This window comes from Nonomuraea zeae, from assembly GCF_005889725.1.
GTDB lineage: Bacteria > Actinomycetota > Actinomycetes > Streptosporangiales > Streptosporangiaceae > Nonomuraea > Nonomuraea zeae.
Genome location: NZ_VCKX01000020.1, coordinates 1 through 24,589, shown reverse-complemented (window position 1 = coordinate 24,589; position 24,589 = coordinate 1). Strand labels below are relative to the sequence as shown.

Sequence of the window (24,589 nt, the reverse complement as noted above, 5' to 3'; positions counted from 1 at the left end):
GCCCATCCGCGGACACCACCTCGAGGTCTAGATCAAACAGGTCCTCATCGGACAATGTCATCGGCGACATGTCGCTCCTTATTCTCGTTCGGGCTTGGCCGTATCCTGCGCGCCCAGGACGGCATGCGAAACGGTCGCCCTCCATGCACGGAGGGCGACCGCCACTACCATCCCGCAGTGCGCTTACGCGGCGAGTGCGCGCCGCTTACGCGCCGATCACGCGCCCTGTCAGGGCGGTGACGGGCATGACATGGCTGGCTAGGGTGGCCGCGTTCGGTTCATATCCGGGGGAGCTCGCATGAATGACAAGCCGCGCTTCGCAGCCACGGGCGCCGCCTTGCTGCGCGTTCCGGCGGCGCCCGTCGCATGGGTTACCAGGGTCCGCGCGGATGCGGACGACGAGGAGGGCAAAACCTTCTTGGAGGAGGCCCTGCGTGACTCGCTGCTGCGCGAGGCCCTGGAGGTGTCCAGTGACTCGCTGGCTGGCACCCTCAGCCGGATCGAGGCCGGACGGCCGGTTGAGGCGGCCAAGCGGCGGCGCGCGGTCATGGCGACAGCGCGTTACCTGCTGCGGATGGCCAGCCGCCCCACACCCTTCGGCCTGCTCGCCGGCGTGGCCTTGGCCGGCTTCGGCGACACGACCAAGGTGCGCCTGGGCGGTACCCATGCCAAGGGGGTACGTCCAGACGCCGGCTGGCTCGCCACGCTGCTCGCCGACTGGGAACGCGATCCGCGTGTGCGCAGGCGGCTGCGTGTGGTCGCCAACGACCTCTGCGCCGTTCGCGGCGACCGGCTGGTGCTGCCCTACGTACGACGTCGCGGCCCGGACGGCGGAAGGAGCACCAAAGAACTGTCGATCCGCTACAGCGGACCGGTGCGCCTGGCGATGGAGTGGGCCACGCAGCCCGTCCCGTACGCCGACCTGCTCGACCGGCTGAAGGCGGCCTTCCTCCGGGCGTCGGCAGACGCCATCGAGGCCATGATTGGCCAGCTCGTAGAGCACGAGGTGCTGCTCACCGACCTTCGCCCGCCGCTGAGCAGCGCCGACCCGCTGGCCTACGTGCTCGACCGGGTCGCTGCCGTGGACGGTCTCGAGGAGGCAGTCCAGCTACGTGAGATCGCCGCGGCGCTGACCCGCTATACCGAGTGCCCGCCGGGGGAGGGCCGCCTCGCGTGGCGCGCGGCCATCGCCGCGATGCGCGCACTGCGGCCAGCGGACACGTCACCGATCCACGTGGACATGCGCTTGGACGCCGACGTGAGGCTGCCCAGGAAAGTGGCCGACGAGGTGGCTGCGGCGGCAACGGCGCTGCAGCGCATGTCCACCCTCGGGGAGCTCCCGCCGCACGTGACGGAGTATCACACAGCATTCCTCGAACGCTATGGCACCGACCAACTGATCCCCCTTATCGAGCTCGTCGACCCCGAACGCGGTCTCGGCTTCCCCTCCGGATACACGGTCCCGGAAAGCGAACGGCCGTCGAAGCCGGCTCCCGAACGCTGGAACCCGAACGACGAACTGCTTGCCGAGCTGGCACAACAAGCGTTGCTGGACGGGTCGGCCGAGGTCGTGCTGAACGATGAGCTGGTGGCCCGGCTCGCCGGCGACCAAGAGTCCCATCTGCCTCCGACTGAGTCCGCGGAGCTGTGCGTGCAGGTCCTCGCCAACTCCGCAGAAGCCCTCGATGGAGGCGAATTCCAGCTAGCGCTCGTGCCCTCGGGCGGCTCCTCGATGGCCGGGTCCTTCTTCGGGCGCTTCGCCTACCTGTTCCCTGAGGGAAGCTATCCGATGGCCCCCGTCACCCCCGGAGGCGATCGGCCGGTCCGGGCTCAGTTGATCTTCCAGCCGGTCGCACCACGCGTGGCCAACGTCGCGCAGGTGCCCGTGGTGTGCGACCACACCCTCGCCGTGGGCACCTTCGCCGAGCGGTCGGATCCGCGCGTGCTTGGCGCGGGCGACCTCCTGGTCGGGGCGGACGGCCACGGGCTGTTCCTGGTCTCCGCCCCGCACGGCCGGGAGATCACAGCCGTCTCACCGCACATGCTGGACGCTACGCGGCTGAGCGCCAACGCGGTCCGCCTCATCCGGGAGATCGCCGACGGTGGACATCGCCACCTGCACGGCTGGTCATGGGGCGCTGCCGAGGCACTTCCCTGGCTGCCGAGAGTCCGTTACGGTCGCACGGTGCTCGCCCCGGCCCGCTGGCGGGCCGACACTCGCATGCGTGACCGGAATCTGAGTGACGACGAGTGGTCCACAGCGCTGGACGCCTGGCGGGCACGGTGGCGGGTGCCCGACCGGGTACAGGTGGCGATGGGTGATCACCGGGTAGAACTCCACCTAACCATACCCCTGCACCGCAGGCTGCTCCGGGACGAGCTGTCACGCCACCCCGAGGTAACGGTGCGCGAGCCGTCCGGCACGCCCGAGGAGACAGGATGGCTGGACGGGCACGCCAACGAGCTCGTCGTCCCCCTGACGCTCGTGAACGGCGCCGCACGGCCCCCCAGGCACATGCCGCGCGGCAAGGCACCGCGCCCGCGCTATCTACCAGGCGGCGAATGGCTCTACGCGAAGCTGTACAGCACCCGCGCAAGACAGGACGAGCTCCTGGGACGGCATCTGCCCGATCTGCTCACGGACCTGCCCCCCTCGGTGGACCGCTGGTTCTTCATCCGCTACCAGGATCCCGACCCGCACCTTCGGCTCCGCTTCCACGGGGATCCACATGAGGTGAATGCGCGCCTGCTGCCCGCCCTGCGTGACTGGGCCGAAACGCTGTGCCACGCTGGGCTTGCCTCGCGCCTCGCGCTCGACGTCTACGAGCCCGAGGTCGCCAGGTACGGTGGCGCGGAGACCATCGAGTCCGCCGAAGGAGTATTCGCCGCCGACAGCGCCGCGGTCCTGGCCCAACTCCGCCTACGCGAGCGCGACCTGGACATCGACGCGGAACTCCTGGTGGCGGCCAACTACATAGACATCCTACGCAGCCTCGGCGACCCCGACTGGCAGCAGTGGCTGCTGTCCTTCCTGCCAAAGGGAGATCACCACGCCGCGTTCCGGGACAAGCGCCAGGAGGCGATCCGGCTCATCGACCCGGACGGTGACTGGCCCGCGCTGGCGGCCCGGAAGGGCGGCGCCGAGCTCCTGGAAATCTGGCGGGCACGCAGGCCCGCCCTCGAAACCTACGGAAGCGCCATCCGGGAGGAGGCTGCGGAGCCGCTCAGCGACACGCGATCCGCCGTGGTCAGCGGGCTCCTGCACATGCACCACAACCGGCTCATCGGCGTCCGGCCCACCACCGAGCCACGGACGCTGGCCATCGCCCGCGGCGTCGTGGAAGCGGCCCTCTCACGGAAGAGATTCATGGCATGACACACACCGAGCAATCGGCCCGCCCACGAGGTGGCGTGGACGCCGGGACACGAGCCAGGGCCGCCGCGGCCGTGGCCGAACTCGCCGAACGACTCGCCGACCCGAGCTTCGTCGCCGAGCACGCGACGGCCCGGGACAACACGCGTCCACTGCCGGACGGGACACGCATGCCGATCTGGCACCCAACGTCCATCACCGACGGATATCCGGCCTTAGCCCTGCTGTACGGCGAGCTAGCGCACACCGACATCGCCTACCGATGGGTCGCGCACGAATACCTGACGCATGCCGCCGCAGAGGTGGCTCAGGCGCATGCCTCCGGGCTCTACACCGGCTACGTGGCCCTTGCCTTCGCTGCCTCGCGTGCCAGACGCCGCCCCGGCGAGTACGCCAAGATCCTCAAGTCGGTCGACGAGCATCTCGCGGCCTGGGTTCCGGCGCAGCTGCGCCCCGAATGGGAGCGCATCGAAGCCGGCCGAGCAGGCACGCCGTTCGTGGCCTACGACATCATCAGCGGCGTGACGGGCGTGGGGCGCTACCTCCTCGACCGGCCCGCCCCGGCCGCCCGCTTGACCCTGGTGGAAATCCTCTCCTACCTCGTCGCCCTGACCAAGCCTTTCGCGGGAGAGCACGCGGCGCTGCCGGGCTGGTGGGTGTCGCATACACCGAACAGCGAGTCGGTGGACGGGTACGGCGGGCACGGCAACCTGGGGCTCGCTCACGGAGTGCCGGGACCGCTTGCGCTGCTGGCCCTCGCGTGGCAGGAGGGCGTGCGCGTGCCCGGGCACGATGAGGCCATGGTGCGGATCGTCGACTGGATGCTCGACTGGCACCGCATCGATGAGGGGGGCGCGTACTGGCCCAGCTTTGTGCAGCGCGAGGAACTCGCCGTCTGCCCTGCCGACCTGTCTCGCGGTCGCTCGGCATGGTGCTACGGCGTTCCCGGTGCGGCGCGCGCCCTGCAACTGGCCGGAATGGCGCTGGACCGGCCGGAATGGCACCGATTCGCCGTGGAAGCGTTGCGTGGCACCCTAACGCTGCCGGACGAGCGGCATGGTCCGCAGGACGCGGGGTTGTGTCACGGGTGGGCGGGCCTGCTCCACTTGACCCGCATGGTGGCCCGCGACGCAGACGACGCAGAGTTGGCCGGCACCGCAGACCGGCTCGCGGATCGGGCGCTCGACCTCTATGACCCGCAAGCCCCGTTCGGATTCCGGGGGGCAACCCTGCACGCTGGGGAGACCGTCGACCTGCCCGGCTTCCTCGAGGGGGCCGCGGGGATCGCGCTAGCGCTGCACGCGTACGCAGGCGACCGGCCGGCGGAAAGCGGCTGGGACGCGGCCCTGCTGGTGCGGTGAGCGGCAGCGCGGACGGAACAGACTTGTGACCGACACAAGACGCCCGCTGGGCGACATTGTGAAAGGGCACCGGATGGAGGACGTCGAGGTGGAGGCCATCGCATCGGCGTGGGCATGGCTGTTCGCCAAGCCGGAGGAGGCCGAGCGTCTCGATTGGGGGCGGAGCGTGCTCCGCTTCACGACATCGGACCAAGGAGCTGGCGGCGCGCGTCCAGACCGTCGCGTTCTTGACTTCTCCCGACCACTTTGGCACGCGGGCCCACCGGGGCGGCACCCACGTATTCGTCATCCAGGCGGAGGGGAGCAAGCGCTGGACGCTCTACGACGTGCCGGCCGGCGACGACTGGGACCTCGCCGAGATCCCCAGTGAGGACGCCGTCACGAAGGAGGTCGAACTGCGCGCAGGTGAGGGACTGTACGTGCCGCTGGGCATGGGGCATCGGGCGCGGGCCGGGTCGCAGGGTTCCCTGCACCTGTCCGTCATGGTGAATCCGCCGCGGCTGCGCGAGGTCGTACAGGCCTGGGCTGCGCAGGTCAGCGCAGCCTTCACTGGCAGGAGCACCTGCCGGTCGGGCGGAAAGGCAGGATCGAGGCCCTCTGGGGGCGCTGCGCAGGATCCACGCCGCCGGCGGCCTGCCGTGACGCAGAAGCGTCCGTCGCGGCGACGGCGTGCCGCGACATCTCGCGCAGGCGCACGCCGGGCCGCCACGTCAGGGCGTCCTCGGTCTGTGGGTCATGGGCAAACCAGCCGCCGCTCCGTGGCGGTCGCCCGGGGGAACGGGGCCTCCTCCGCGGCCAGCCGCTCGGCGGCATACAGCCGCGGCAGCGGGTCGAGCCGGTAGCGGTCGCCGGCGCCGGCTTGCCGCACGAGGTGCGCGGCGGTCAGCGTGGCGAGCAGTGGCTCGGCCTCCCGGGCCGGCACAGCCAGCAGCCCCGCCGCGGCCTCCAGCGAGATGTCGCCCGGCACCGGCGCGAGAAGGCGGAAGAGCTGGCGGGCAGCAGGCGGCAGCGCCAGGTAGGAGCGGTCGTAAGCGGCCCGCATCGACGCCTCGGCGTCGCCCGCCACCGCCAGCATGCCGAGCCGGTCGCCCGAACGCAGCCGGGCCAGATAGCGGCTCGCCTCGGCAGGGGAGCGGCCGATCAGATTGGCCGCGGCCAACCTGATCGCCAGCGGCAGGTCGTCGCAGAGCCCGGCGATCTCCGCTCGCCTGCCCTCGTCGCCGGCCTCCCCGCCCGGGACGAGTTCCGCGAGCAGCCGCACCGACTCCGCGCGCCGCAGCGGCTCCAGCGTGACGACGCGGGCGTCGTGCAGCGCGGCGAGGCCGCGTAGGTCGGTCCGGCTGGTGACGATCACCGCGCAACCCGCGACACCGGGCAGCAACGGCCTGATCTGAGCCGCATCGGCGGCGTCGTCCAGCACCAAAAGCAACGAGCGGCCGGCCAGCTCGGCGCGCAGCCGGGCCGCCCGCGCCGCCAAGTCGCCGGGGACGGACGCCCGGTCCACCCCGGCCGCGAGGAGCACCTCGGCGAGCACGCCGGAGGGATCGCGCGGCTTGCCTTCAGCATCACGCAGCCGGACGAACCACTGGCCGTCCAGGAAGGCGTACCGGATCTGATGCGCGATCCTGAGGGCCAGGGCCGTCTTCCCGGTCCCGGGCGCGCCGCACACCGCCAGAACGGGCACCGCAGTGCGGCCGGCGCCCGCTAGCAGGACCGTGGCCTCCGCGATCAGCTCCGCGCGTCCAGCATAGGCGCCGACGTCCGGCGGCAGATGGCAGCTGGCGCGCCACACACCAGGCCGGGAAACGAGCGGAGAAGCATGGCGCGGCCGGCTGGGGAGGGCCGGCGCGCCGTTGAGCACCTGACGGTGCAGGGCCTGCAGGTCCTCGCCCGGCTCGATGCCGAGTTCGTCGTGCAGCAGCCGGCGGAGCCCGCGAAACGCCTCCAAGGCCTCGGCCTGTCGTCCGCTGCCGTGCAGCGCCATGACCAGTTGCCCCCAGAAGCGCTCGTGCAGCGGGTGTTCGGCGGTGAGCGTCCGCAGTTCAGCGAGCACCTGCCGGTGTCTGCCGAGGGTGAGGTCCGCCTCGATACGGCGCTCCAGCGTCGCCAGCCGTTCCTCGGCGAGCGGGATCGCAGCCAGCGTGCGCAGAGTCTCGGACGGCACGTCGGCGAGGGCGGGCCCCCGCCACAGCTCCAGGGCCTGCTGGAGCAGGGCGGACTCCGCGGCCCGGTCCTGCGCCGCGGCCGTCTCGGCCCGGGCGCCGAGTTCCCGGAAGCGGTGCAGGTCCAGGGCGGTTTCGGGCATCTCGATGAGGTAGCCGTCGGACCGGGTGACGATCACGCAGGCCGGCTGGAGGGCGGCTCGCAACCGGGCCATGTAGGTCTGCACGGCGCCGCGCGCGCCGGGCGGCGGCGCGCCGTCCCACACGTAGTCGATCAATTCGTCCCTACGGACGGTGAGGTTGCCCCGCAGCAGGAGAGCAGCGAGCAGAACACGGTGCTTGCCCGCAGGCAAGGACACCTGCCTGCCCTCGATCTCCACCTCCAGCGGTCCAAGCACACCCAGGCGCATCTGGACCTGCGACACTGCGTCCCCTTATCGTCGCTGCTCTCGCGGTGCCCGCCAGGATGGCGGCGGAATGATCCCGCACGGTAGCGGGCATGCCGGCCCGGCAATCCCGAAACACTGAGGGTGGCAGCATCCAGGCGCTAACTGGCGAAAAGATCATCAAGGAGACGGCGGTTGCGGCGAGCGTCTATGGCGATGTGAAGGTGCGGCTGTGGGGATCTGGCCACCGGCAGGCAGGTCGGCCCTCCGCTGGTTGGCCACGCCGGCCCGGGGGCGCGGTGGAGTGCATGATCCTGAAGGGCCGTCCGGTTTGCAGTCACCGGCTCCGTCGACGCGACAGTGCGATTATGGGAGGTGGGATCCCGCCACCTTGCGCACGTGCTGAATCTTTCGAACGCGTGCCCGGTATCGCAGAGGATGGAAAACCCCGACGTGGCCTGCGCCGATGGAAACGACCTCGCCGTCTTCCAGCGACCGCTCTGGACAGGTGCACGCTCATCCTCGGCCCGGCTGAAAGCACATTGGGGCGCGGCGCACAGCGAGCCTCGCCAGCTCGGCCGCCTCCGGCTCAGTCGGCATCGAGCAGCGCAACGCGCCCGATCGGCTCGGCGGGCCAAGTGACGATCATGGCTGGCGGTTCGCATCGGGGCGGGCTGATGGATACGCAGCCTGAAGCCATCTCGGTGTCCTCGTCATCGATTTCGGCGTGAAGAAGACTCGCTATCGAGCAACAGGCGGGCTGATGATAGCGGCGGAGGCGATGAATGCGGATGAAGGCGCCGCCGCCCGGCAGACGGACGGCGGCGGGTGAAGGGGCGGATGAATGCAGGAGGTCAGCGCCAGTAGGCGACCGTGAGGGTCGGCGGGTGCACGCCCTCGTTCTTGTTCTCCGATGCGGCGAACGCCCGCCAGTTCGTCTTCTCGTTCTCGTCCGCGCCGCGCAGTTGAATGCCGTGGTTGGGTGCGCCCCCCGCCCACGCCTTGGCGATGTCGGTCACCGGCCAGGCGAGGAAGCCGGCGCCCGCGGCGCATGGCTCGGTCCAGGTACGGCCGCGGCCCGCGCGGTTGGTGCTCGCCCCCTGGTGCGTGGTGGAGGGCTTGTTGCCCCAGTTGAGGTTGGTCTCGTCCCAGGGGCTGGTGATGCGCTCGGCCGTGAGGCCGGAACCGACCTCGGCCCCGCAGGCGTTGGTTTCCAGGTTCCACATGCCGAGGCCGGCCAGGATGACGCGCTTGCCATTGATCTTCTGCGTGTCGAACTTGATCAGGCTGCGCATGACGTCGTCGCCCTGGCCGTTCTCCCACGGCATCGTACCGGCGATGATCATGACGTCGCCCGGGTGGGAGGCCCATGACGTGGCCACGTCGGTGTCGGTGACGACGCCGGGCAGGGTGATCGCCGGGGCGAGGGTCACGGGGTAGACGCGGGCGGGGTCGGCCAGGAACGACGTATCCGGCTTCAGGACCAGTACCTTGACACCGTCCTGAGTCTCGACCGCGCTGGCGATCTTGGAGACCGCGCCGCCGCGCGCCTTGCCGCGGCCGCTGGAGTCGTAGGCGAGCGGCTGCGCAGCGGCGGCGACCACCCCGCCGTCAGCGCTCTTGAGCTGCAGACCTCCATCAGGTGTGGCCTGCAGGTCCACGCCCTGGGTGTCTACGGGGATGCGTAGCTCCAGCGGGCCCGCGGGCTTGTCACGCAGCACGACGTCGTAGCGGAAGCCCGTCGGCAGCACGGTCACCACCAGATCGGCCCCCTGCCCGGCCGCGTCGGTGAAGGTGGCGACGTTGCCCTGGACCGACGGTTCGGAGAGAGGCGAAGGCCACCGGGGCGCGAACACGCGGCCACTGTCGTCGACAAGCTTGGCGAGCGGGCCGTCGCCGCCGGCCGAGACCTCAATGTTGACCCGTGAAACACGCGGCTTGAGCACTGAGCCGTGTGTCTCCAGCGTGGTGTCGACGGCCTTCCACGTGCCGTCCGCCAGCTCGACGTTGGACGGGCCGGAGGTGATCGAGGCGGTGAAGCTGCCATCAGGGTTGGCGACGGTGGTACTGGTCTCGTCGGTCAGACTCGGCACGGCCACAGTCTTGCCACTCTTTTCGGCCAAGGCGGACGCGGCCGCCTCCGGGCTGAGCTCGACGGCCGCCACGGCCTCGAAGCCGGTGGCAGTGGTAAGCGCGGCGACCGCGGTCAGGCCGAGCGCCAGCCGTCCTACGGATGCGGAGATTCGCATTGACGTTCCATTCGTAAAGTTCCAGACGGGATGAAAGGCACGATCGACCGGCGAGTGGTGTGCTCGCTCGTTCCCCGTGTTTCTCGACTCGGATCCTGCTTGTTGCCCCGTACAAAGATCGAGTTGGCTCACAGAGATATCACCATTAATGAGAGGCAAACTCTGAAAAACCGTAAATGTGATATAAGTCACGCTTTGAAGATATGGCCGCTGGCCGCCGGCTCCCGAGTGGGGCTGGACCAAAGAGGCACTGACCGGCGCCTGAACAGGCAGAATCCGGCAGAGTCTCTTTGGCGTGATGAAGTCGAACAATGGCAGAAAAGTGCTCAGCGTTCCGCCTGTCCCATCGTTATCCTGACGTTGTTTCTCAAGGTTTGTGAAGAGTCTTTATGGTCGGCTTAATCCGGCTGGCTTCCGGTTGCTGGCCGGCCTGCTCGAGGGAGAGTGCAGGCAAGTCCGCGTCGTTCTGCTCGAGACGGCCGTGTATCGGCAAAGGGCAGAAGGCAGGGTTTGACGCGCAGAAGGGCTTCACCAGCGTGATGATTGCGATGCTGGGCGCGCCTCTTTTGAGCATTCTCGCAGCCCGATCGGCGGCCTCTACGCAACGCCTTAGCTGTCATTCGATGATCTCGTTGAGCAGGTCGGTGAGCTCCTCGCCGGATTAACGCCGGTAATGCACGCGCACGTGCCCCTGCCGTCACCAGCCCGGTACACACCGACACCTCCGTGGATGGTGTGCCGTCGTAGACGAAGCCGGTGAACAGGTGTGTCGTCACGCCCCCGGCGCAATGGATAACGTGGCCGATGGGCACCCTCCGTATCGGTGTCGAGGTTGGGGCGTGGGGCGCCGGGTTGTCCGCGGACAGGGGTACGGTGCGGGATGGTGATCTTTCTGGCCGATGAGGATGTCTTTGACCAGCAGTCGCAGGATGCGCTGACGTTCGGATACGTTGCTGGTGCCAGCGGCAGTGTGCAGTTGGGTGAGGAAGCCGCCGAGGTCGTCGGCGAGTTTGAGGTAGGCCTCGCGGTCGGCGAGCTGGCTTGCAGCGCCTCCAACTGCCCACGCAGCCCTGCTTGTCATGCTCGCAGGTCGGGCATGCGGGTGCGCAGCTCGTCGACGGTGATCAGCTGCTCTTGGAATGCCTCGATCATGCGGGTGATCGCGGTGGCGGCTTTGGCGAGTGCCAGTTCCATCGGGGCACGTGGGCTGTTGCCCGGCGAGCACAGGTCGTGCGTTCATCCTCGCGGTGACCGAGTTGGCCAGGAGCGGCGCGACGGGGACGCCGCTCCGGGTGTTCGACGAACGTGTTAGCGGGTGAGCTCGCGGTCGTGCTCGCCGTGGCTGTTGTGTGAGGAGGTGTCCTTCTCCCCTGTCGTGCGCTTCATGCCCGTGCCGGGGAGGTTCTCATCGAAGGCGTAGGTCGCCGTCGCGTAGACGATGGCACCGGTGTTGACGAGCAGTGCCTTGGCGTTGATGTTCGCAGCCGTGTCACAGGACCGGTGGTAGCAAGAGTCATAGGGGGTTCCGGCGGTACCGCCGAACAATTGCTGCTCCTCGGCCGTCTTCAGGCCGTCGGAGCCGGTGAAGATGCCGCCGGCGGGGATTCCCTTCTCGATGAACGGTCCGTAGTCGGAGCGGCCGTTGAATGCGGCGCTCGTGTGACGGAGGCCTAGGGTTTCGTAGTAGCTTTGGAAGTTCTTTTCGATATCGCTGGAGCCGGGCGGCCCCACGGGTGCTCCGCTTCCACCCGAGCCGTCGCCGTCGTAGACCTGCAGGGCGTAGTTGGGTGAGGCGATCATGTCGAAGTTCAGGTACAGCTTGACCTGGCCGAGCTGGTCGGCCGAAAGGGCGTTCACGTACTCGGTGGAGCCACGCAGTCCGAATTCCTCGGCGCCCCACCAGGCGAAGCGCACCTTGTTGTGCGGCTTGAGCTTCGCCGTTAGCAGGGCTGCTTCCAGCAGTCCCACGCTTCCGGAGGCATTGTCGTTGATACCGGGGCCGGCGACCACACTGTCGAGATGTGCGCCGAGCATCACCACGTTGCCGGAGTCGCCGCCGGGTGACTCAGCGATCACGTTATGAGTGGTGCGCATCTCGCTGGTCGTGTCCAGCTTGAGGTGCGCCACCGTACCGGTTGGCGAGGCGAGGTCCTCGCCCAGGGCGAAAGTGGTGCCCACGACGGGAATACCCACCGGGTTACCCAGGGTCGCCTGGATGGTGCCGGTACGGCCTGGCTGTCCTGAGTTGAAAATGATCACGGCTGCCGCACCCGCGGTCTTGGCATTGGCCGCCTTCACCGCGAAGTCGCAGCTGCCACGCTGGATCAGGGCAATGTTGCCGGCCTTGAAGTCAGCGAAGTCCTCGGTCTCGCAGCCGGACGTGGAGCTGGGAGTGGGCGTCGGCGGCAGGGGGAGATCCACACTCTGCACCGTTGCGCGCACATCACCCGCACCGGAGTAGATCATGGTGAAGAAGTCACCGACGGTACTGCCATTAGGCGGCGTCGGGGCGTAGCTCTTCGACTCCGGTGAGACCTGTTCCAGCGTGCCGACAGCGTTCTCTTGGTAGAAGGGGAAAGAGAAGGGCTGCAGCGCGACATTGAGGCCCGCGCTCCGCAGCCGCCCTGCCACGTACTGGGCCGAAGCGTCATAGCCGGAGGTGCCGGAGGCGCGGGTGCCGCCGTGAGTGTCAGCAATCGACTGCAGCGCCTGCACGTGCCGCTGGATGTGATCGGCCGTCACGGCCGCGACCAGAGAGGCGGGATCGGGGTTTGCATGCGCGGGGGCGGCGACCGCGGGCATCGTCATCGCAGCTGCCGCCAAGACGGCCACCCTGCGCAGACTCTTGTTTATGAGAGGTGAAGACCACACAGCGATCTCATGCCTTCCATCCGACTGAGAATATCAGTTCGTGATCTTCACAGATGGAATGCGCCACCGTCGAGACGAGAGAAGGCCAGAAATCACGCGATTACTGCCACTGTCATTGCACTTCAAAGGTAAGTTTTCACGTCGTGCACAGGATGTAGCAGTTCGAGTGGTTGCGTGACCGTCGTCACTTTGATCAAATCGGGCTCGGATGATGTGATCTTCAGGTGTCCGGCCTGGAGGAGCTGTCCCGCGAGGAGCTGATCGCTCTGACGCGCGCGCTCATGGCCGAGAACACCGCGTTGAAGGCGGAGGTAGCCGAGCTTCGGGCCGAGAACGCTGCGCTGCGCGAGCGGGTGGCCAAGCTGGAGCGGCTGGTCTCGCGTAACAGCGGCAATTCCGGGATGCCGCCCTCGGTCGATGACCTTCCCGGCCGCCAGCAGCCCAAGGATCGCGAGGTCAGCAGCGGTCGGCGTCGGCCGGGTAAGCAGCCCGGTGCCCAGGGTAGGGCGCTGGCCTGGTCCGATGAGGTCGCCGATGGCGACATCGTCGAGCACTATCCACAAGGCCGATGCGGGTGCGGGACCGATCTGGGCCAGGCAGCCGATCTGGGGGTGACGGCCCGGCACCAGCAGACCGAGATCCCGCTGCTGGTGGCTCGCCGATTCCAGCATCAGGTGCACACGGTCGCCTGCCGGTGCGGCGCCGTGCATACCGCGCCGGGCGTGCCCCCGGCACCGGTCAGTCTGGGGGTCAATCTGCAGGCGTGGTGTGTGTATCTGCTGGTTGTTCACGCGATTCCGGTGCACCGGGTCGCCGTGTTGGTGGCCTCGCTCACCGGTGCGGAGCCCTCGCCCGGGTTCGTGCACGGCTTGATCGGCCGGGCCGCCGTCGCGGTCGCATCCCGCGAACGCGCGGATCCGGATGCTGCTCACCCTGGCCTACGTGGTGTGCTGCGACGAGACGCCCATCCGGGTCGGGCCGAAGAAGGCTAAGAAGTACCTGCTGGTGGCCTGCGACCGGCTGCTGACCTGGTACATGCTCGGCGGGCGGGACCTGGAGACCTTCAAGAAGTTCGTGGTGGCCGACCTGACCGGCGTGGTGGTCCATGACCGCTACCAGAACTACGACGCCACCGACCTGGGTGCGCGTGATCACCAACTCTGCGCGGCGCACCTCAATCGCGATCTTGAAGACTGTGCGGAGACCTACCCAGATGCTCGCTGGCCCCGGCAGCTGCAGATGGCGCTGCGCGGCTCGATCCACGCCGCCAACCTCGCCCGCGACCAGGACAAAGACGCCATCGAGGCTGGCACCCTGGCGATGTTCACCAAGATGTACCGCGGCGGAGTTGCCGTCGGACTGTCGCAGGTCAAGCGCCTGCCGGGGCCGGCCAAGACCGTCACCCAGTCGGTCGGCCGGGTGCTGCTGGAGGTGCTGCGCGACCGCGCCGACGACGTCCTGCGCTTCGCCTGCGACTTACGGATCCCACCGACGAACAACCAGGCCGAACGCGACCTGCGACCAGCCAAAACCCAGCAGAAAATCTCCGGCAGGCTCCGCTCGGAGAAGGCCACCGAGCACCGCTACGCCGTACGCGGCTACCTATCCACCGCACTCAAGCACAGCCTCGACGTCATGACCGTCCTACGCAACGCGCTGCTGGGCAACCTCTGGATGCCACCCGACCCGGTAACCGGCTGACCATCCCAGGATCGGCCGTCCTCACGCATGCCTGAGGACGATCACACAGCGCGATCACCAGAAGCCGAAATGCGCTGGAGGTGAATGCTTACCTTCAAAGGTGATCGTAGTTGCTGGCCGGGTGTGACTGCGGCCCTGTTCCGGTGAAGTCGTTGCGTGCCGGTCCTGCTTATCGGCCGCCGGGCCTGCCCTGGTCAACGCCTCGGGCCTGGTCATCTACGCCGGGTACGCCGAGTCGCCAGGCACGAGCGCTCCTTGGTACGGGGGCGCCTGTAAGAAACGTGTCAGTACTGAGCCCCGATCGGAATCTGGGGTGGAGTTGGCGAAATGAGGCGAGGTGCCCTCTGAACTGGGAAGATTGGAGTTCTTCACGCAATCAGCCAGCTCAGGAAGGCACCTCGTAAGTGCGATTCTCCCCTGCCGCCAGCCGTACGCAGGCGATCTTCGACGACGAGTACGTGATCTCTTATGCTGGCCTGGCCCCGGCGCTGCGGCTGGCGGAGCGAGCCGGGCTGCAGCGACTGGCCGGCGAGCACGTGGCCCTGACGGCTGCCCCCGGAGCCCATCCGGCAGCCAAGGTCGTCTCGATCGTGGCCGGGATGGCCTGCGGCGCCGACAGCATCGACGACCTGGACGCGCTGCGGCACTGCGGGATGGACAAGCTGTTCGACGGTATCCGCGCGCTGTCCACGCTCGGGTCGTTCCTGCGCGCCTTCACCTGGGAAACGTGCGCCAGTTGGACAAGGTCGCCCGGCAGGTGCTGGTCACGCTGGCCGCTCACACGCCGCTGCTGCCCGGCAAGCAGGTGCTGGCTGTCCCCGACATCGACTCGATGCAGCGGCGCACCTACGGCTATACCAAGCAGGGCTCCGGGTTCGGCCACACCAAGATCGGCGGCAAGAGTGTGCTGGTGCGTGGCCTGAACGTGCTGGCCGTGACGTTGTCCACGCCATTGGCCGCGCCGGTGGTGGCCGCCACCCGGTTGCGCGGCGGCAGCGCAGGCTCCGCACGCGGCGCGGCGTCCCTGGTGCGCGAGTCGATCCCGGCCGCCCGCGCCGCGGGCTGCTCAGGCACCCTGATCGTGCGCGGCGACTCGGCCTTCTACAGCGCCGAGGTCATCGGCGCCTGCCGCGACCAGCACGCCCGCTTCTCCGTCACCGCCAACTGGACCCCAAGGTCAAAGCAGCGATCGCAGCCATCGACGAGGGCGCCTGGACCCCGATCGCCTACCCTCGAGCGATCTTCGATGAGCAGGCCGGCGGCTGGGTCTCCGACGCCGAGGTCGCCGAGGTCGGCTACACCGCCTTCACCAGCACCAAGGGCCAGGCCGTCACCGCCCGGCTGATCGTGCGGCGGGTCAAGAAACTCAACGAGCAGGCCGGACACGGCCAAGACGAACTGTTTTCCGCCTGGCGCCACCACCCGATCTTCACCGACAGTCCGTACACGCTGATCCAAGCCGAGGAGCAGCACCGTGATCACGCGGTGCAGGAGCAGGTCAACGCTGATCTGATCGACGGGCCGCTCGCACACCTGTCCTCGGGCACGTTCGCGGCCAATGCCGCCTGGCTCACCCTGGCGGCGATCACCCACAATCTGCTGCGTGCTCTGGGCTGCCTGGCCTCGACCTTCCACGCCCGTGCCCGCGGTGCGACCCTGCGCCGTCACCTCATCACCGTGTCCGCCCGGCTGGCCCGGCACGGACCTGCAGATGGGCGTGGCCACCTGCTCTTGCACCTGCCCGCCGGATGGCGCTGGCAGCCCGCCTGGATGAACGCCTTCGCGGGCTGGAGGAGTTCGATCTCGATGGCCAGCACACCGAGGGGGCAGCACTGGCGACCTCGCGTAATCAGTTGTCGCCTATTCGATGCTTCTGAGAATGACGGTTGTCACACAGAGAGTGGTCGTCACCTGGGGCATAGCGACTCCGTAGGCTCCCCACTTCGAAAGCAACGCGGGTCAAGACGCGTCACAAGATCACCGGGATCGGGGCCTGCGTTGGCATTGCGCCTGGTCAAGAGCGGAGGCCGGCCGACGGCGATCTCACGAGGTCGCAGGCCGGTCCAGGGAGCAGGCGGGCCGGGACTCACCCGAGCCCCGGCCACTGTCGATCAGCCTGGTCAGATCTGTCAGATCGGTCAGCCGATCGGGGTGTTCATGATGGACTTGATCTGGGCAGGGGACAGGGCGGCGTCGTAGGATCGCACCTCGTCGATCACCGTCCCCTTCAGGTCGTAGCTGCCAGTGCCGATCTCGAGGTTGCCCGTATCGGCGAACTGGAGCGTGTGGTACTTCTCCGCGACGAGCTCGCCGTTGACGAACAGGCGGATCGTGCCGTCGTCGTACGAGGCCGCGAGGTGACTCCACTCGCCCAAGGGGAGAGGCTGCTGTGCCATCGCGTAGTCGTTCCCCTGCGAACGCTTGTCCATCATCGCCGCCGGCGCTGTATAGCTGGAGTTCAGCGACGTGAAGAGTACCAGTGTCTTCTCGCCGCCGTTGAGCACCCATCCCAGTATGGGCAGGCGATCCCCGGTCACCGCCGGCTTCACCCACGCCGAGATCGTCGCCGCACCGGTGGAGGGGTGGGGCCAGATATGGACGTGCGCGCCCGCACCACTGAAGGCCAGTGCCTTGCCGTACTTCCCCTCGGTCCAGGTGATGCCGGGCCACAGAGAACCGTGCCGTTCCTTGCCCGAGGTGTCGGCGACCTCCTTGCCCGTGCCCTCGTTCATGGCGTACACCCCGGCGATCGTGGTCTGCAGGTCTGGCCGCACGGAGATGTCGGGACTTGGTCACCGGCCAGGGCTCGCTGGGCTGGTCGGCGGTGTCGACGACCAGCGTCCGGTAGTAGACGGTCCCGGCCGCGGGCACGGAGTCGTAGACCTTGGAGACCCAGCGGTCGAACCTGGCCACCAGCGTCTCCGCTCTGGGGGTGAAGTCCGGTTGCGTGGAGCGGTGCACCTGGAGGTCGGCGATGCCGTGTTCGTCATGGCCGCCCCACATCTGCAGCTCGGCCCAGCCCTGACGCGGGTAGACCTTCACCTCGGGGGCCGTCGGCGGGCAATCGGGATCTTCGGCCGTGGCGGAGACGAGCTCGCTCGGCGGCCCTGACTGCGGGAGGGCGTCCACCGCCACCACCCGGTAGTAGTAGGTCCACCCGCGTTCGGCGCAGCTATCGGTGTAGGAGAGCTCGGTCACCGTGGCCACCTTGGTGAGGTCCGACGGCACGAAGTCCGGCGAGGTGTCGCGGTGGATCTCGTAGCCGGTCACGCCCTTGTCGTCCGTGGCCGCGCCCCAGGACAGCTGGGCTACGCCGGTGCTGACGTCGGCGGTGAGGTTCGCAGGGGCCGACGGGCGCGCGTCCTGCGCGATCGCCGTGACCATGTCCCGCGCGATCTCCTCGTTCGTCAGCGCCCGCGCATACAGCCGCACTTCGTCCACGATGCCGGCGAAACAGGAGGTCAGATCGCCCTGCCCGCCGATCACCAGCGGGCCGGAGCCGCTGTCGATGTTTCCCGACACCGGTGCGGAGAACCCTCGACGCCGTTGACGACCAGGCGCATCCACGCGCCGTCGGAGACCACCGCCAGATGGAACCATTCGCCGGCCGGGAGCGGGCACTGATACGCCCCCTGGAACTCGCCGCCGATGCGGAAGCCCAAGTTGGTCATGCTGATGCCGGCGGAGAAGTCCGTCTGGTCGATCATCTTGGCCGCGATCAGGCAGTCGGGCCGATCGTCGGCCGATTGCACCCAGGCTTCCAGCGTCATCGCCGACGACGGGCTCAGCTCGGGAGCGTCCGGGACGATCAGGACGCGGTCCAGGTCCTGGGCGTTGTCGAAGCGGAGCGCCTTTCCGATCTTTCCGTTGACCCGCAGCGGGTCCTTCACGTTGCCGTCGTGACCGTTGCCCGACATGTCAAGTACGGCGCCGCCCTGCTCCTCTTCCATCCCGTAGGCGGCCACCAGATTGTCGTCGGCCGCGTGAGCCGTGGCTGGAGAGACCGTCAGCGCACCGGCTGTCACGATCAAACCCACGAGAACACGGGACAAACCTCGCTTGATGTTGGTTACGCCGATCACCCTGCCTGAGCGCCCGCATAAACCGCCGTACATGGCCGCGCACGGGTTCATATAATGCCTTTGACCTCGGGTCCTGTTGGCCGCCACTCTGGAACTCTCGCGCTGACGATAATTGATTTAACCGTCAGGGTATAAGTTGTTTTACCGCCAAAACAGCGCTGCATCTGCCACGGGTACAGCGATTCCGGAATACGGGAGAAAGACACCGCGGCCGGGTGTTCCTGCTGGTTAGCCTCGATTCTTCGTGCGCCCAGCAGAACGGAGGTGAAGCCGTGACGTAGCGGCTGATCGTCTGTTCGTAAGCTCGTCGTCGCTTGCCGGTGGGATTCCGGTCCGGGTAGCTGCCAGGAGGCCCGGTAGCAGGCTGGCGGCTTCGTCTGGAAACGGGCGGGGTCGAAGCCCAGCGTCAAAGGCCTTGCAAATAGGGGGAGCGACGATGCGGTCCGTAGCATGAAGCGAAGCCTGCGGCGTCGTTAGAGGTCCCGGCCATTGGTCGGGAACTAGGGAGAGCCGAGCCCCCGAATCCAGGGCGAAGGCCAGCGACGCGGTGAAGAGCGTGGAAGCGCAGCCGTCAAGGACTCCCCGGCGTATGGGGCGCGGAACGTATCGATAGTGGCGGCGGGAACTGGGGAGGCCCTCCCCGGCCCGGCAACCTGCGGACAGTGTGTTGCAGGAGTGTGGCGTCCTATAACCGGTCCACGCCGGGAAATGGAGTGCTGGCCGGGTGGGCGTCGGAGGCGGCCGTAGTACTGCTGGAGCCGACCGGACAACACAACCGGCGGTGAGGGAAAGGCCGCTGCTTCGTCGATGCGCAGCGACTGTGATGGAGGGGCCCGGTGAGTGCCGGTCACGCTAGTCCCGCCGCCAAGGGATCGCGGGAACCACGGGTTCCGCGTGATCCGGTCCGAGCCTTGCAGCATGTGCTCTACCCGGCGGCCAAGGCCGATCCCGGACGTCGATTCCACGCGCTGTATGACAAGGTCTGCCGCAGAGAGGTGCTGCAGCGCGGGTGGGTCGCGGTGCGCGCCAACAACGGCGCACCCGGTATCGACACCACCACCCTGGCCCAGGTCGAGGAGTACGGGGTTGCCCGGCTGCTCGATGAGCTGGCCGACGAGCTGCGGGAAGGGCGGTATCGGCCACTTCCGGCACGGCGGGTTCTGATCCCCAAGCCGGGCACGGCCGAGCAGAGGCCGCTGTCGATTCCCGCGGTTCGCGACCGCATCGTGCAGGCCGCATTGAAGATCGTGTTCGAACCGGTCTTCGAGGCGGACATGCTGGGCTGCTCGTTCGGGTTCCGTCCGAAGCGCTCGGCGCACGACGCTTTACAGGTTCTCATCGAGGAACGCGTCTGTGACCAGTCCGTTCTCAAGCTCCTGCGCGTGATCTTGCGTGCTGGGGTGATGGCGGAAGGACAGATGCTCGGGGCACGTGGGCTGTTGCCCGGCGAGCACTACCTCGATTCCGGCTATCCGTCGGCGGAACTCCTGGTCGGTGCCCGCGAGAGGTTCGGGATCGCGCTCATCACCCCGGTTCTGCTGGATCAATCATCGCAAGCCCGTGCCGCCGCCGGGTATGACCGTGCGGCGTTCACCATCGACGGGGACGCCGAACAGGCCAGGTGCCCGCAAGGACAGGCGAGTTCCTCCTGGAGCCGGTGCACCCAGCGCGGCACCGAGGCGATCGTGGTCAAGTTCCGCGGCGAGGTCTGCCGGCCGTGTCCGGTTCGCTCCTTGTGCACCTCGGCCACGAGAGGTGGACGCCAGCTCACCATCCGTGCCCGCCCTCTCCAAGAGGCTCTTGACCAGGCCCGCGCCGATCAGATCAGCAACGACTGGCAGGACAAGTACAAACTCCGGGCCGGAGTCGAGGGCACCGTGCGCCAAGCCGTCGCGGTCGCCGGTGTCCGCCGGGCCCGCTACCGGGGCCTGGCCAAGGTCCACCTCGAACACGTCTTCTCCGCCGTAGCGCTCAACCTCATCCGCTTGGACGCCTGGTGGAACGGGCACCCGCTCGATCGCACCCGCACCGGCCACCTTGCCCGCCTCCAACTGGCGGAACTCTCTCTCACGGCCTGAAACGAGTTAGCCAGCAGGATCGGTGTAGCCGGGGTGTCGTCCGGTGGGCCAGTCGCGGTGGGTGTTGGTGGCGATGCCCCAGGCCACCGCCTGGTCATAGCGGGCGCGCAGGGCGTCCAGGATGGGGGTCCACGGCGGTGGCACCGTCGGCGCGGGCCTTGGCGTCGGTCAGCGCGCTCATCACCGGCTCGGTCCAGCAGCCTGCACCCGGCTGCCCTGCTCGTCCAGTTCGCCGATGCCGCGCAACGACCGCAGCAGATGCGCGCAGCACAGTTGCACGCCGGCCAGGTGCTTGTCGTACTTGGCATAGGCCGTGTAGTCGTCGCGGACCAGGATGCCGCGATAGCCGGGCAGGATGCCGAAGCCATCCAGCGCCGCGTGGCCGCGGTTGTCGGCGGCGCCGAACCACACCAGCCGGTCGGCGCGGACGGTGTAGACATACAGCAGCCGATCATCATCGTCAGCGGCGACGCGGGCCGGGGTCTCGTCGTGGTGCAGCACCGGCGACGCCCGCAACGCGGTCTTCAGCGCGCTCTCGAAGCCGGCCAGCCGGTCGGCGACCCGTTTGACCAGGCCGCCGCTGAACCCGGTGGAGACCGGCGCGTCCAGCAGCACACCCATCAGGTCAGTGGCCCGGCTGATGCTCATATGCCCGGCGCAGGCCAGCAGCGCGGTCGCGGCGCGCACGTTCGAGCCATCAGTACCTCTCGAGGGGACCGGCGGCTCTAGCCGTCGGGGGAATCGGGAGCGGGAGGGCTGCCAAGGCCCGAGCGTGCAGTGACCCGCCAGATTCGGGCATCAGAGATCTCCGTTCATCGCGCACTAGATATGTGATGCTGTTATAATGATCGTGTGCCTCGTCAGGTGCGCATCTCCCCCGGTGTGGCGTATGACCTCGGATACCACGTCGTGTGGTGCTCGAAGTACCGCCGTCCCGTTCTGGGCGGCCGGGTGAGGGCCCGCTTGGAGGAGCTGATCCGCGTCAAGGCCGACGAGCACGGGTGGGAGATCGTGGCGCTTGAGGTGATGCCCGACCACGTGCACCTGTTCGTCAAGCCGCATCCGAAGAACTCGCCGTCGTATGTGGCCAACCAGTTCAAGGGGTTCACCTCGCACCACCTGCGCGCCGAGTTCGGTCACCTGCGTTCCCAGTTGCCCACGCTGTGGTCGCGGTCCTACTTCGTGGCCACCGTCGGCGCCGTGTCCGCAGAGACGGTGCGGCGTTACATCGAGACGCAGTATGAGCGAGTGCCCAAGGCGGGTGGCCGTGCGTAGGTCTTACAAGTTCCTCATGCGTCCGACCGCGCACCAGCAGGCCGCGCTCACCGCGTGCCTGGACGACCACCGCGCCCTGTACAACGCGGCGCTTGAGGAGCGGCGCGAGGCCTACAAACGGTCCAAGGTGTCGATCCGGTACGGTGACCAGTCCGCCCAGCTCAAGGAGATCCGCGCCTACGATCCCGATCAGGCGCACTGGTCGTTCTCCTCCCAGCAGGCCACCCTGCGCCGCCTGGACAAGGCGTTCCGCGCGTTCTTCGACCGCGTCAAGGCCGGTCGCACTTCGGGCTTCCCGCGTTTCCCGCGTTTCAAGGGCCGGGGCTGGTTCGACACGGTTGAGTGGCCCAAGGACGGCGACGGCTGCCGGTGGGACTCCCAACCCGAGCACTCGTCCGCCACGTTCGTCCGCCTTCAAGGCGTCGGGCATGTCCGCGTGCACCAGCACCGCCCGGTGCGGGGCCGGGTGAAGACGATCAGCGTAAAGCGGGAAGGCTCCCGCGGGTACGTCGTCCTGTCGTGCGACGACGTACCCGCCGAGATCCTGCCCGCCACGGGTGCGGTCGTCGGCGTGGACATGGGCGTGGCGTCGTTCCTGACCACCTCGGACGGCGAGCAGGTCGGCAACCCGCGACACCTCGCGGCCTCCGCCGAGAAGTTGGCAGCCGCTTCAGCAGGACCTCGCCCGTAAGAAGCGCGGGTCCAAGCGCCGCCGTAAGGCGGTCGCCCGCGTCGCAGCCCTGCACGGCAAGGTCCGGCGCGGGCGGCTCGACGGCGCGCACAAGGCCGCGAACGCCCTGATCCGCGACTACGACATGATCATGCACGAGGACCTGCGGATCGCGAGCATGACCAAGAGCCCAGCCCCGAAACCGGACGGAGAAGGCGGTACCTGCCCAACCGCGCGGCGGCCAAGGCTGGACTGAACAAGAGCATCCTGGACGGGGGTTGGGGGGTGTTCCTGGGCATCCTCGCGCACAAGGCTGAAAGCGCCGGTCGAGAGCTGATCTCCGTGGACCCCCGCAACACCTCCCGCACGTGCGCCCAATGCGGGCACATGGCGAAAGAGAACCGCGCCACCCAAGCCGAGTTCGCCTGTATGGCGTGCGGTCACACCGCGCACGCCGACGTCAACGCGGCGATCAACATTCTCGGGGCAGGGCTTGCCCTTCGCGAAGCCGCAGCGGCTTAGCGAGAAGCCGCCCTCTTTAGGGGGCGGAGGAGTCACAACAACAAGGTCCGGACAGTCCCGGCGAGGTGGCCGCCAGGGTCCTCGCCCGGCAGGCGGGGCACCTCACCGTGACCATCCGGTACTCGGTGACCTGCAGTTTCACCGGTGGGTATCGAACATCTGCACCCGCGCGACGATCTTCTCGTCAGGTCGGCCAGCCTGCAGCCGCACCCGGCGCATGCTTCGGGGGCGAGGATGCTGATCTGGTCCGGATCGCTGCGCCAGGTCAGCGCGTGCCCGGCCTGCCCACCGCGGTGAGCGCTTCTTCGGCCTCTTGGCGCGTTTGGCCCGTGCCGCCGGACCGTTGCTGCCCGGCGGCATCGAGGAGTTGGACGAATCCATCCCTGCCCGCCGTTTCAACTGCTCGACCTCGGCCAGCAGCGCCTTGATCACGGCATCTCGCTCCGCGATCGCGGCCCGCATCTCCTCCAGAGCAGTCAACAGCTCCGCACGGCTGAGCTCCTGAGGGCCGGATACGAGCTCAAACTACGTCGAACCATCCCAGGATCCGCGTATTCAGCAGAAACCGGCGCGTCTACCTCAAATCAGGCCCAAGCTCAACGGCAGGCGTGAATGGATACCTTCGTCCTTGTGTCACCCGTTGGGCCGATTCAGCAAGTCTTGCCAATGTAATGGGCGTACGCGATCACGGACATAGAGCCGAGATAGGTACGCCCCGGAGGCACGCATTTGTCGTATCCAGTCAGCCCCGAGTGCCGTTCGACGCGGATGACGACGTGGACGTTGGAGTTGCAGTGGTTGTAGTAGGCATCATTGGCGACAGGGTCCCAACCACAGGTGGCCGCCCCGACATCGGCCGGATTGTCAGCGCTGGCGGTGGCGCCGGGGTAGGGCGGCGCGGTGGTCAATGCGAGGGCGGCCAACGTCCCGCCGATCACCTTGAGTGCCTGTGTACGCATCTTGTTCTATCGCCCCTTCGCGGTGTTCCGGGATTACGTCAAAATTAACTACCGGATACAGGCCGCTCCACCGCAATGCCTGCCAAACATCGAAGGTTTGCTGCCAGATTCTCCACGGCCGCGTCGTGCATTTACCGGGAGCCACAGTACTTCGTAGATGACGCGGTTGGCTGAGCTGAGCCTGAGGCTTCTCCTCGCGTTCGGCGTGGACGCTCGGCTGTCACGCCCGGAGCATTCATGGGCCCTGCGAGTTGTCCTTCCTGGTCGCATGGGTGGCTGGCGTCTGCGACACGGGCGGTGGACGACCTGTACCCCTTCGGCCGACCGGTCCGGGGCGAGTAATTCGACCAGGTCTGGTGAGCTCGGCGATCCACGCATCTGACCGGACCGATGACATCTCCGTCGCGTTCGGGTAAGTCCCAGCTGTCAATCCCCTGGAATGGAATCGTGGAGACGGTCTATGCCACAGCGGTCCTCAGCAGGGCCGATGAGGCTTGTCTCTTCTCGATCATGTGACGTTCGAATGTGACGGGCGGCAGGCCGTCATTGGCGCTGTGCCGCCGGGTGGTGTTATAGAAGTCCGCGATCCAGGTGGCGATCTTCAGGCGGGCCTCGGCCCGGGTGCGGAACCGGTGGCGGTGCACGTACTCGACCTTGAGGGTGCTGTTGAACGCCTCGGCCGCTGCGTTGTCGAGCGCGCACCCGACCCGGCCCATCGACTGGATGACGCCCAGGCGCCGACACAGCTCCTGGTGGTGGGCCGCAGTGTATTCCTCGGATTCAATCAGTCGTCGCAACACTGCTGCTCAGCAGCAAGTCTAGATGCTCGCTGAACGCCTCTGCCGGTGTCTTCCATCCGAGCGTCTTTCGGGGCCTGGTGTTGAGCGCGAATGCAACGGC

General features: G+C 67.9%; 19 protein-coding genes and 2 pseudogenes. 11 read left to right on the top strand and 10 right to left on the bottom strand.

The genetic code is table 11. From position 1 onward, the window contains the following. The first annotated feature begins 298 nt into the window (after positions 1 to 298). From ETD85_RS09285 to ETD85_RS67450, 3 genes are all read left to right on the top strand, one after another. Positions 299 to 3,376: a lantibiotic dehydratase gene (locus tag ETD85_RS09285; protein ID WP_138689215.1), complete on the top strand. Its 3,078-nt coding sequence runs from the start codon at positions 299 to 301 to the stop codon at positions 3,374 to 3,376. Positions 3,377 to 3,411: 35 nt separating this feature from the next. Then, positions 3,412 to 4,734 (top strand): lanthionine synthetase C family protein, encoded by a 1,323-nt coding sequence (locus tag ETD85_RS09280; RefSeq protein ID WP_170246588.1) that lies wholly within the window; start codon positions 3,412 to 3,414, stop codon positions 4,732 to 4,734. A 152-nt stretch (positions 4,735 to 4,886) separates the two neighbouring features. Then, on the top strand, positions 4,887 to 5,576 hold the full coding sequence (locus ETD85_RS67450; protein ID WP_138689261.1) for a JmjC domain-containing protein: 690 nt from the start codon (positions 4,887 to 4,889) through the stop codon (positions 5,574 to 5,576). Here the strand turns inward: ETD85_RS67450 and ETD85_RS09270 are convergent. The 3 genes from ETD85_RS09270 to ETD85_RS09260 all read right to left on the bottom strand — a co-directional run bounded on the left by ETD85_RS09270 (position 5,468) and on the right by ETD85_RS09260 (position 12,363). Next, a complete protein-coding gene (locus ETD85_RS09270) occupies positions 5,468 to 7,321 on the bottom strand; it encodes an AfsR/SARP family transcriptional regulator (RefSeq protein WP_138689213.1) in 1,854 nt (617 codons plus the stop codon). The two genes, ETD85_RS67450 and ETD85_RS09270, sit on opposite strands and share 109 nt — an antisense overlap. A gap of 815 nt (positions 7,322 to 8,136) precedes the next feature. Then, positions 8,137 to 9,663, bottom strand: a complete 1,527-nt coding sequence (locus ETD85_RS09265; protein WP_138689212.1) for a DNRLRE domain-containing protein — start codon at positions 9,661 to 9,663, stop codon at positions 8,137 to 8,139. Positions 9,664 to 10,839: 1,176 nt separating this feature from the next. Then, on the bottom strand, positions 10,840 to 12,363 hold the full coding sequence (locus ETD85_RS09260; protein ID WP_420847241.1) for a M28 family metallopeptidase: 1,524 nt from the start codon (positions 12,361 to 12,363) through the stop codon (positions 10,840 to 10,842). Positions 12,364 to 12,626: 263 nt separating this feature from the next. Here ETD85_RS09260 and ETD85_RS09255 point away from each other — a divergent pair, with 263 nt between their 5' ends. From ETD85_RS09255 to ETD85_RS67445, 3 genes and pseudogenes are all read left to right on the top strand, one after another. Further along, on the top strand, positions 12,627 to 13,394 hold the full coding sequence (locus ETD85_RS09255; protein WP_138689211.1) for a DUF6444 domain-containing protein: 768 nt from the start codon (positions 12,627 to 12,629) through the stop codon (positions 13,392 to 13,394). Next, positions 13,324 to 14,103: an IS66 family transposase gene (locus tag ETD85_RS09250; protein WP_138689210.1), complete on the top strand. Its 780-nt coding sequence runs from the start codon at positions 13,324 to 13,326 to the stop codon at positions 14,101 to 14,103. Before ETD85_RS09255 ends, ETD85_RS09250 begins: the two co-directional genes overlap by 71 nt. A gap of 404 nt (positions 14,104 to 14,507) precedes the next feature. Next, a pseudogene (locus ETD85_RS67445) lies at positions 14,508 to 15,906 on the top strand (IS1380 family transposase); the annotation flags it as partial. Between the two features lie 335 nt (positions 15,907 to 16,241). Here the strand turns inward: ETD85_RS67445 and ETD85_RS09235 are convergent. Together ETD85_RS09235 and ETD85_RS09225 are read right to left on the bottom strand one after the other, a co-directional pair. Then, positions 16,242 to 16,835 carry a LamG domain-containing protein gene (locus ETD85_RS09235; RefSeq protein ID WP_138689207.1) on the bottom strand — a complete coding sequence of 198 codons (594 nt, stop codon included), beginning with the start codon at positions 16,833 to 16,835 and terminating at the stop codon, positions 16,242 to 16,244. 750 nt (positions 16,836 to 17,585) lie between these two features. Then, positions 17,586 to 18,140: a LamG-like jellyroll fold domain-containing protein gene (locus ETD85_RS09225; RefSeq protein WP_170246584.1), complete on the bottom strand. Its 555-nt coding sequence runs from the start codon at positions 18,138 to 18,140 to the stop codon at positions 17,586 to 17,588. Between the two features lie 965 nt (positions 18,141 to 19,105). Between ETD85_RS09225 and ETD85_RS09220 the strand changes: the two genes are divergently transcribed. Further along, entirely contained in the window at positions 19,106 to 20,263 is a 1,158-nt protein-coding gene (locus ETD85_RS09220; protein ID WP_240779053.1) for a transposase, read from the top strand. A 6-nt stretch (positions 20,264 to 20,269) separates the two neighbouring features. Here ETD85_RS09220 and ETD85_RS62970 read toward each other — a convergent pair whose 3' ends face one another. Beyond that, positions 20,270 to 20,407, bottom strand: coding sequence for a hypothetical protein (locus ETD85_RS62970; RefSeq protein ID WP_170246583.1), 138 nt, complete (start codon positions 20,405 to 20,407; stop codon positions 20,270 to 20,272). A 36-nt stretch (positions 20,408 to 20,443) separates the two neighbouring features. Continuing rightward, positions 20,444 to 20,950: an IS66 family transposase gene (locus ETD85_RS09215; protein ID WP_170246582.1), complete on the bottom strand. Its 507-nt coding sequence runs from the start codon at positions 20,948 to 20,950 to the stop codon at positions 20,444 to 20,446. Between the two features lie 177 nt (positions 20,951 to 21,127). Between ETD85_RS09215 and tnpA the strand changes: the two genes are divergently transcribed. From tnpA to ETD85_RS65590, 4 genes and pseudogenes are all read left to right on the top strand, one after another. After that, on the top strand, positions 21,128 to 21,538 hold the full coding sequence (tnpA, locus tag ETD85_RS09210) for an IS200/IS605 family transposase (RefSeq protein WP_420847243.1): 411 nt from the start codon (positions 21,128 to 21,130) through the stop codon (positions 21,536 to 21,538). Then, positions 21,531 to 22,229 carry an RNA-guided endonuclease InsQ/TnpB family protein gene (locus ETD85_RS65600; RefSeq protein ID WP_240779050.1) on the top strand — a complete coding sequence of 233 codons (699 nt, stop codon included), beginning with the start codon at positions 21,531 to 21,533 and terminating at the stop codon, positions 22,227 to 22,229. Before tnpA ends, ETD85_RS65600 begins: the two co-directional genes overlap by 8 nt. 28 nt (positions 22,230 to 22,257) lie before the next feature. Next, positions 22,258 to 22,464: pseudogene (locus ETD85_RS65595) on the top strand (RNA-guided endonuclease TnpB family protein); the annotation flags it as partial. A gap of 29 nt (positions 22,465 to 22,493) precedes the next feature. Next, entirely contained in the window at positions 22,494 to 22,730 is a 237-nt protein-coding gene (locus tag ETD85_RS65590; RefSeq protein WP_240779049.1) for a transposase, read from the top strand. Positions 22,731 to 22,868: 138 nt separating this feature from the next. Here the strand turns inward: ETD85_RS65590 and ETD85_RS09200 are convergent, their stop codons facing one another. The 3 genes from ETD85_RS09200 to ETD85_RS09190 all read right to left on the bottom strand — a co-directional run bounded on the left by ETD85_RS09200 (position 22,869) and on the right by ETD85_RS09190 (position 24,489). Further along, positions 22,869 to 23,210 carry a DUF6444 domain-containing protein gene (locus ETD85_RS09200; RefSeq protein ID WP_138689202.1) on the bottom strand — a complete coding sequence of 114 codons (342 nt, stop codon included), beginning with the start codon at positions 23,208 to 23,210 and terminating at the stop codon, positions 22,869 to 22,871. A gap of 170 nt (positions 23,211 to 23,380) precedes the next feature. Beyond that, a complete protein-coding gene (locus ETD85_RS09195; RefSeq protein WP_138689201.1) occupies positions 23,381 to 23,689 on the bottom strand; it encodes a DUF6355 family natural product biosynthesis protein in 309 nt (102 codons plus the stop codon). 458 nt (positions 23,690 to 24,147) lie between these two features. After that, positions 24,148 to 24,489 carry an integrase core domain-containing protein gene (locus tag ETD85_RS09190; protein WP_138689200.1) on the bottom strand — a complete coding sequence of 114 codons (342 nt, stop codon included), beginning with the start codon at positions 24,487 to 24,489 and terminating at the stop codon, positions 24,148 to 24,150. Positions 24,490 to 24,589 lie beyond the last annotated feature (100 nt).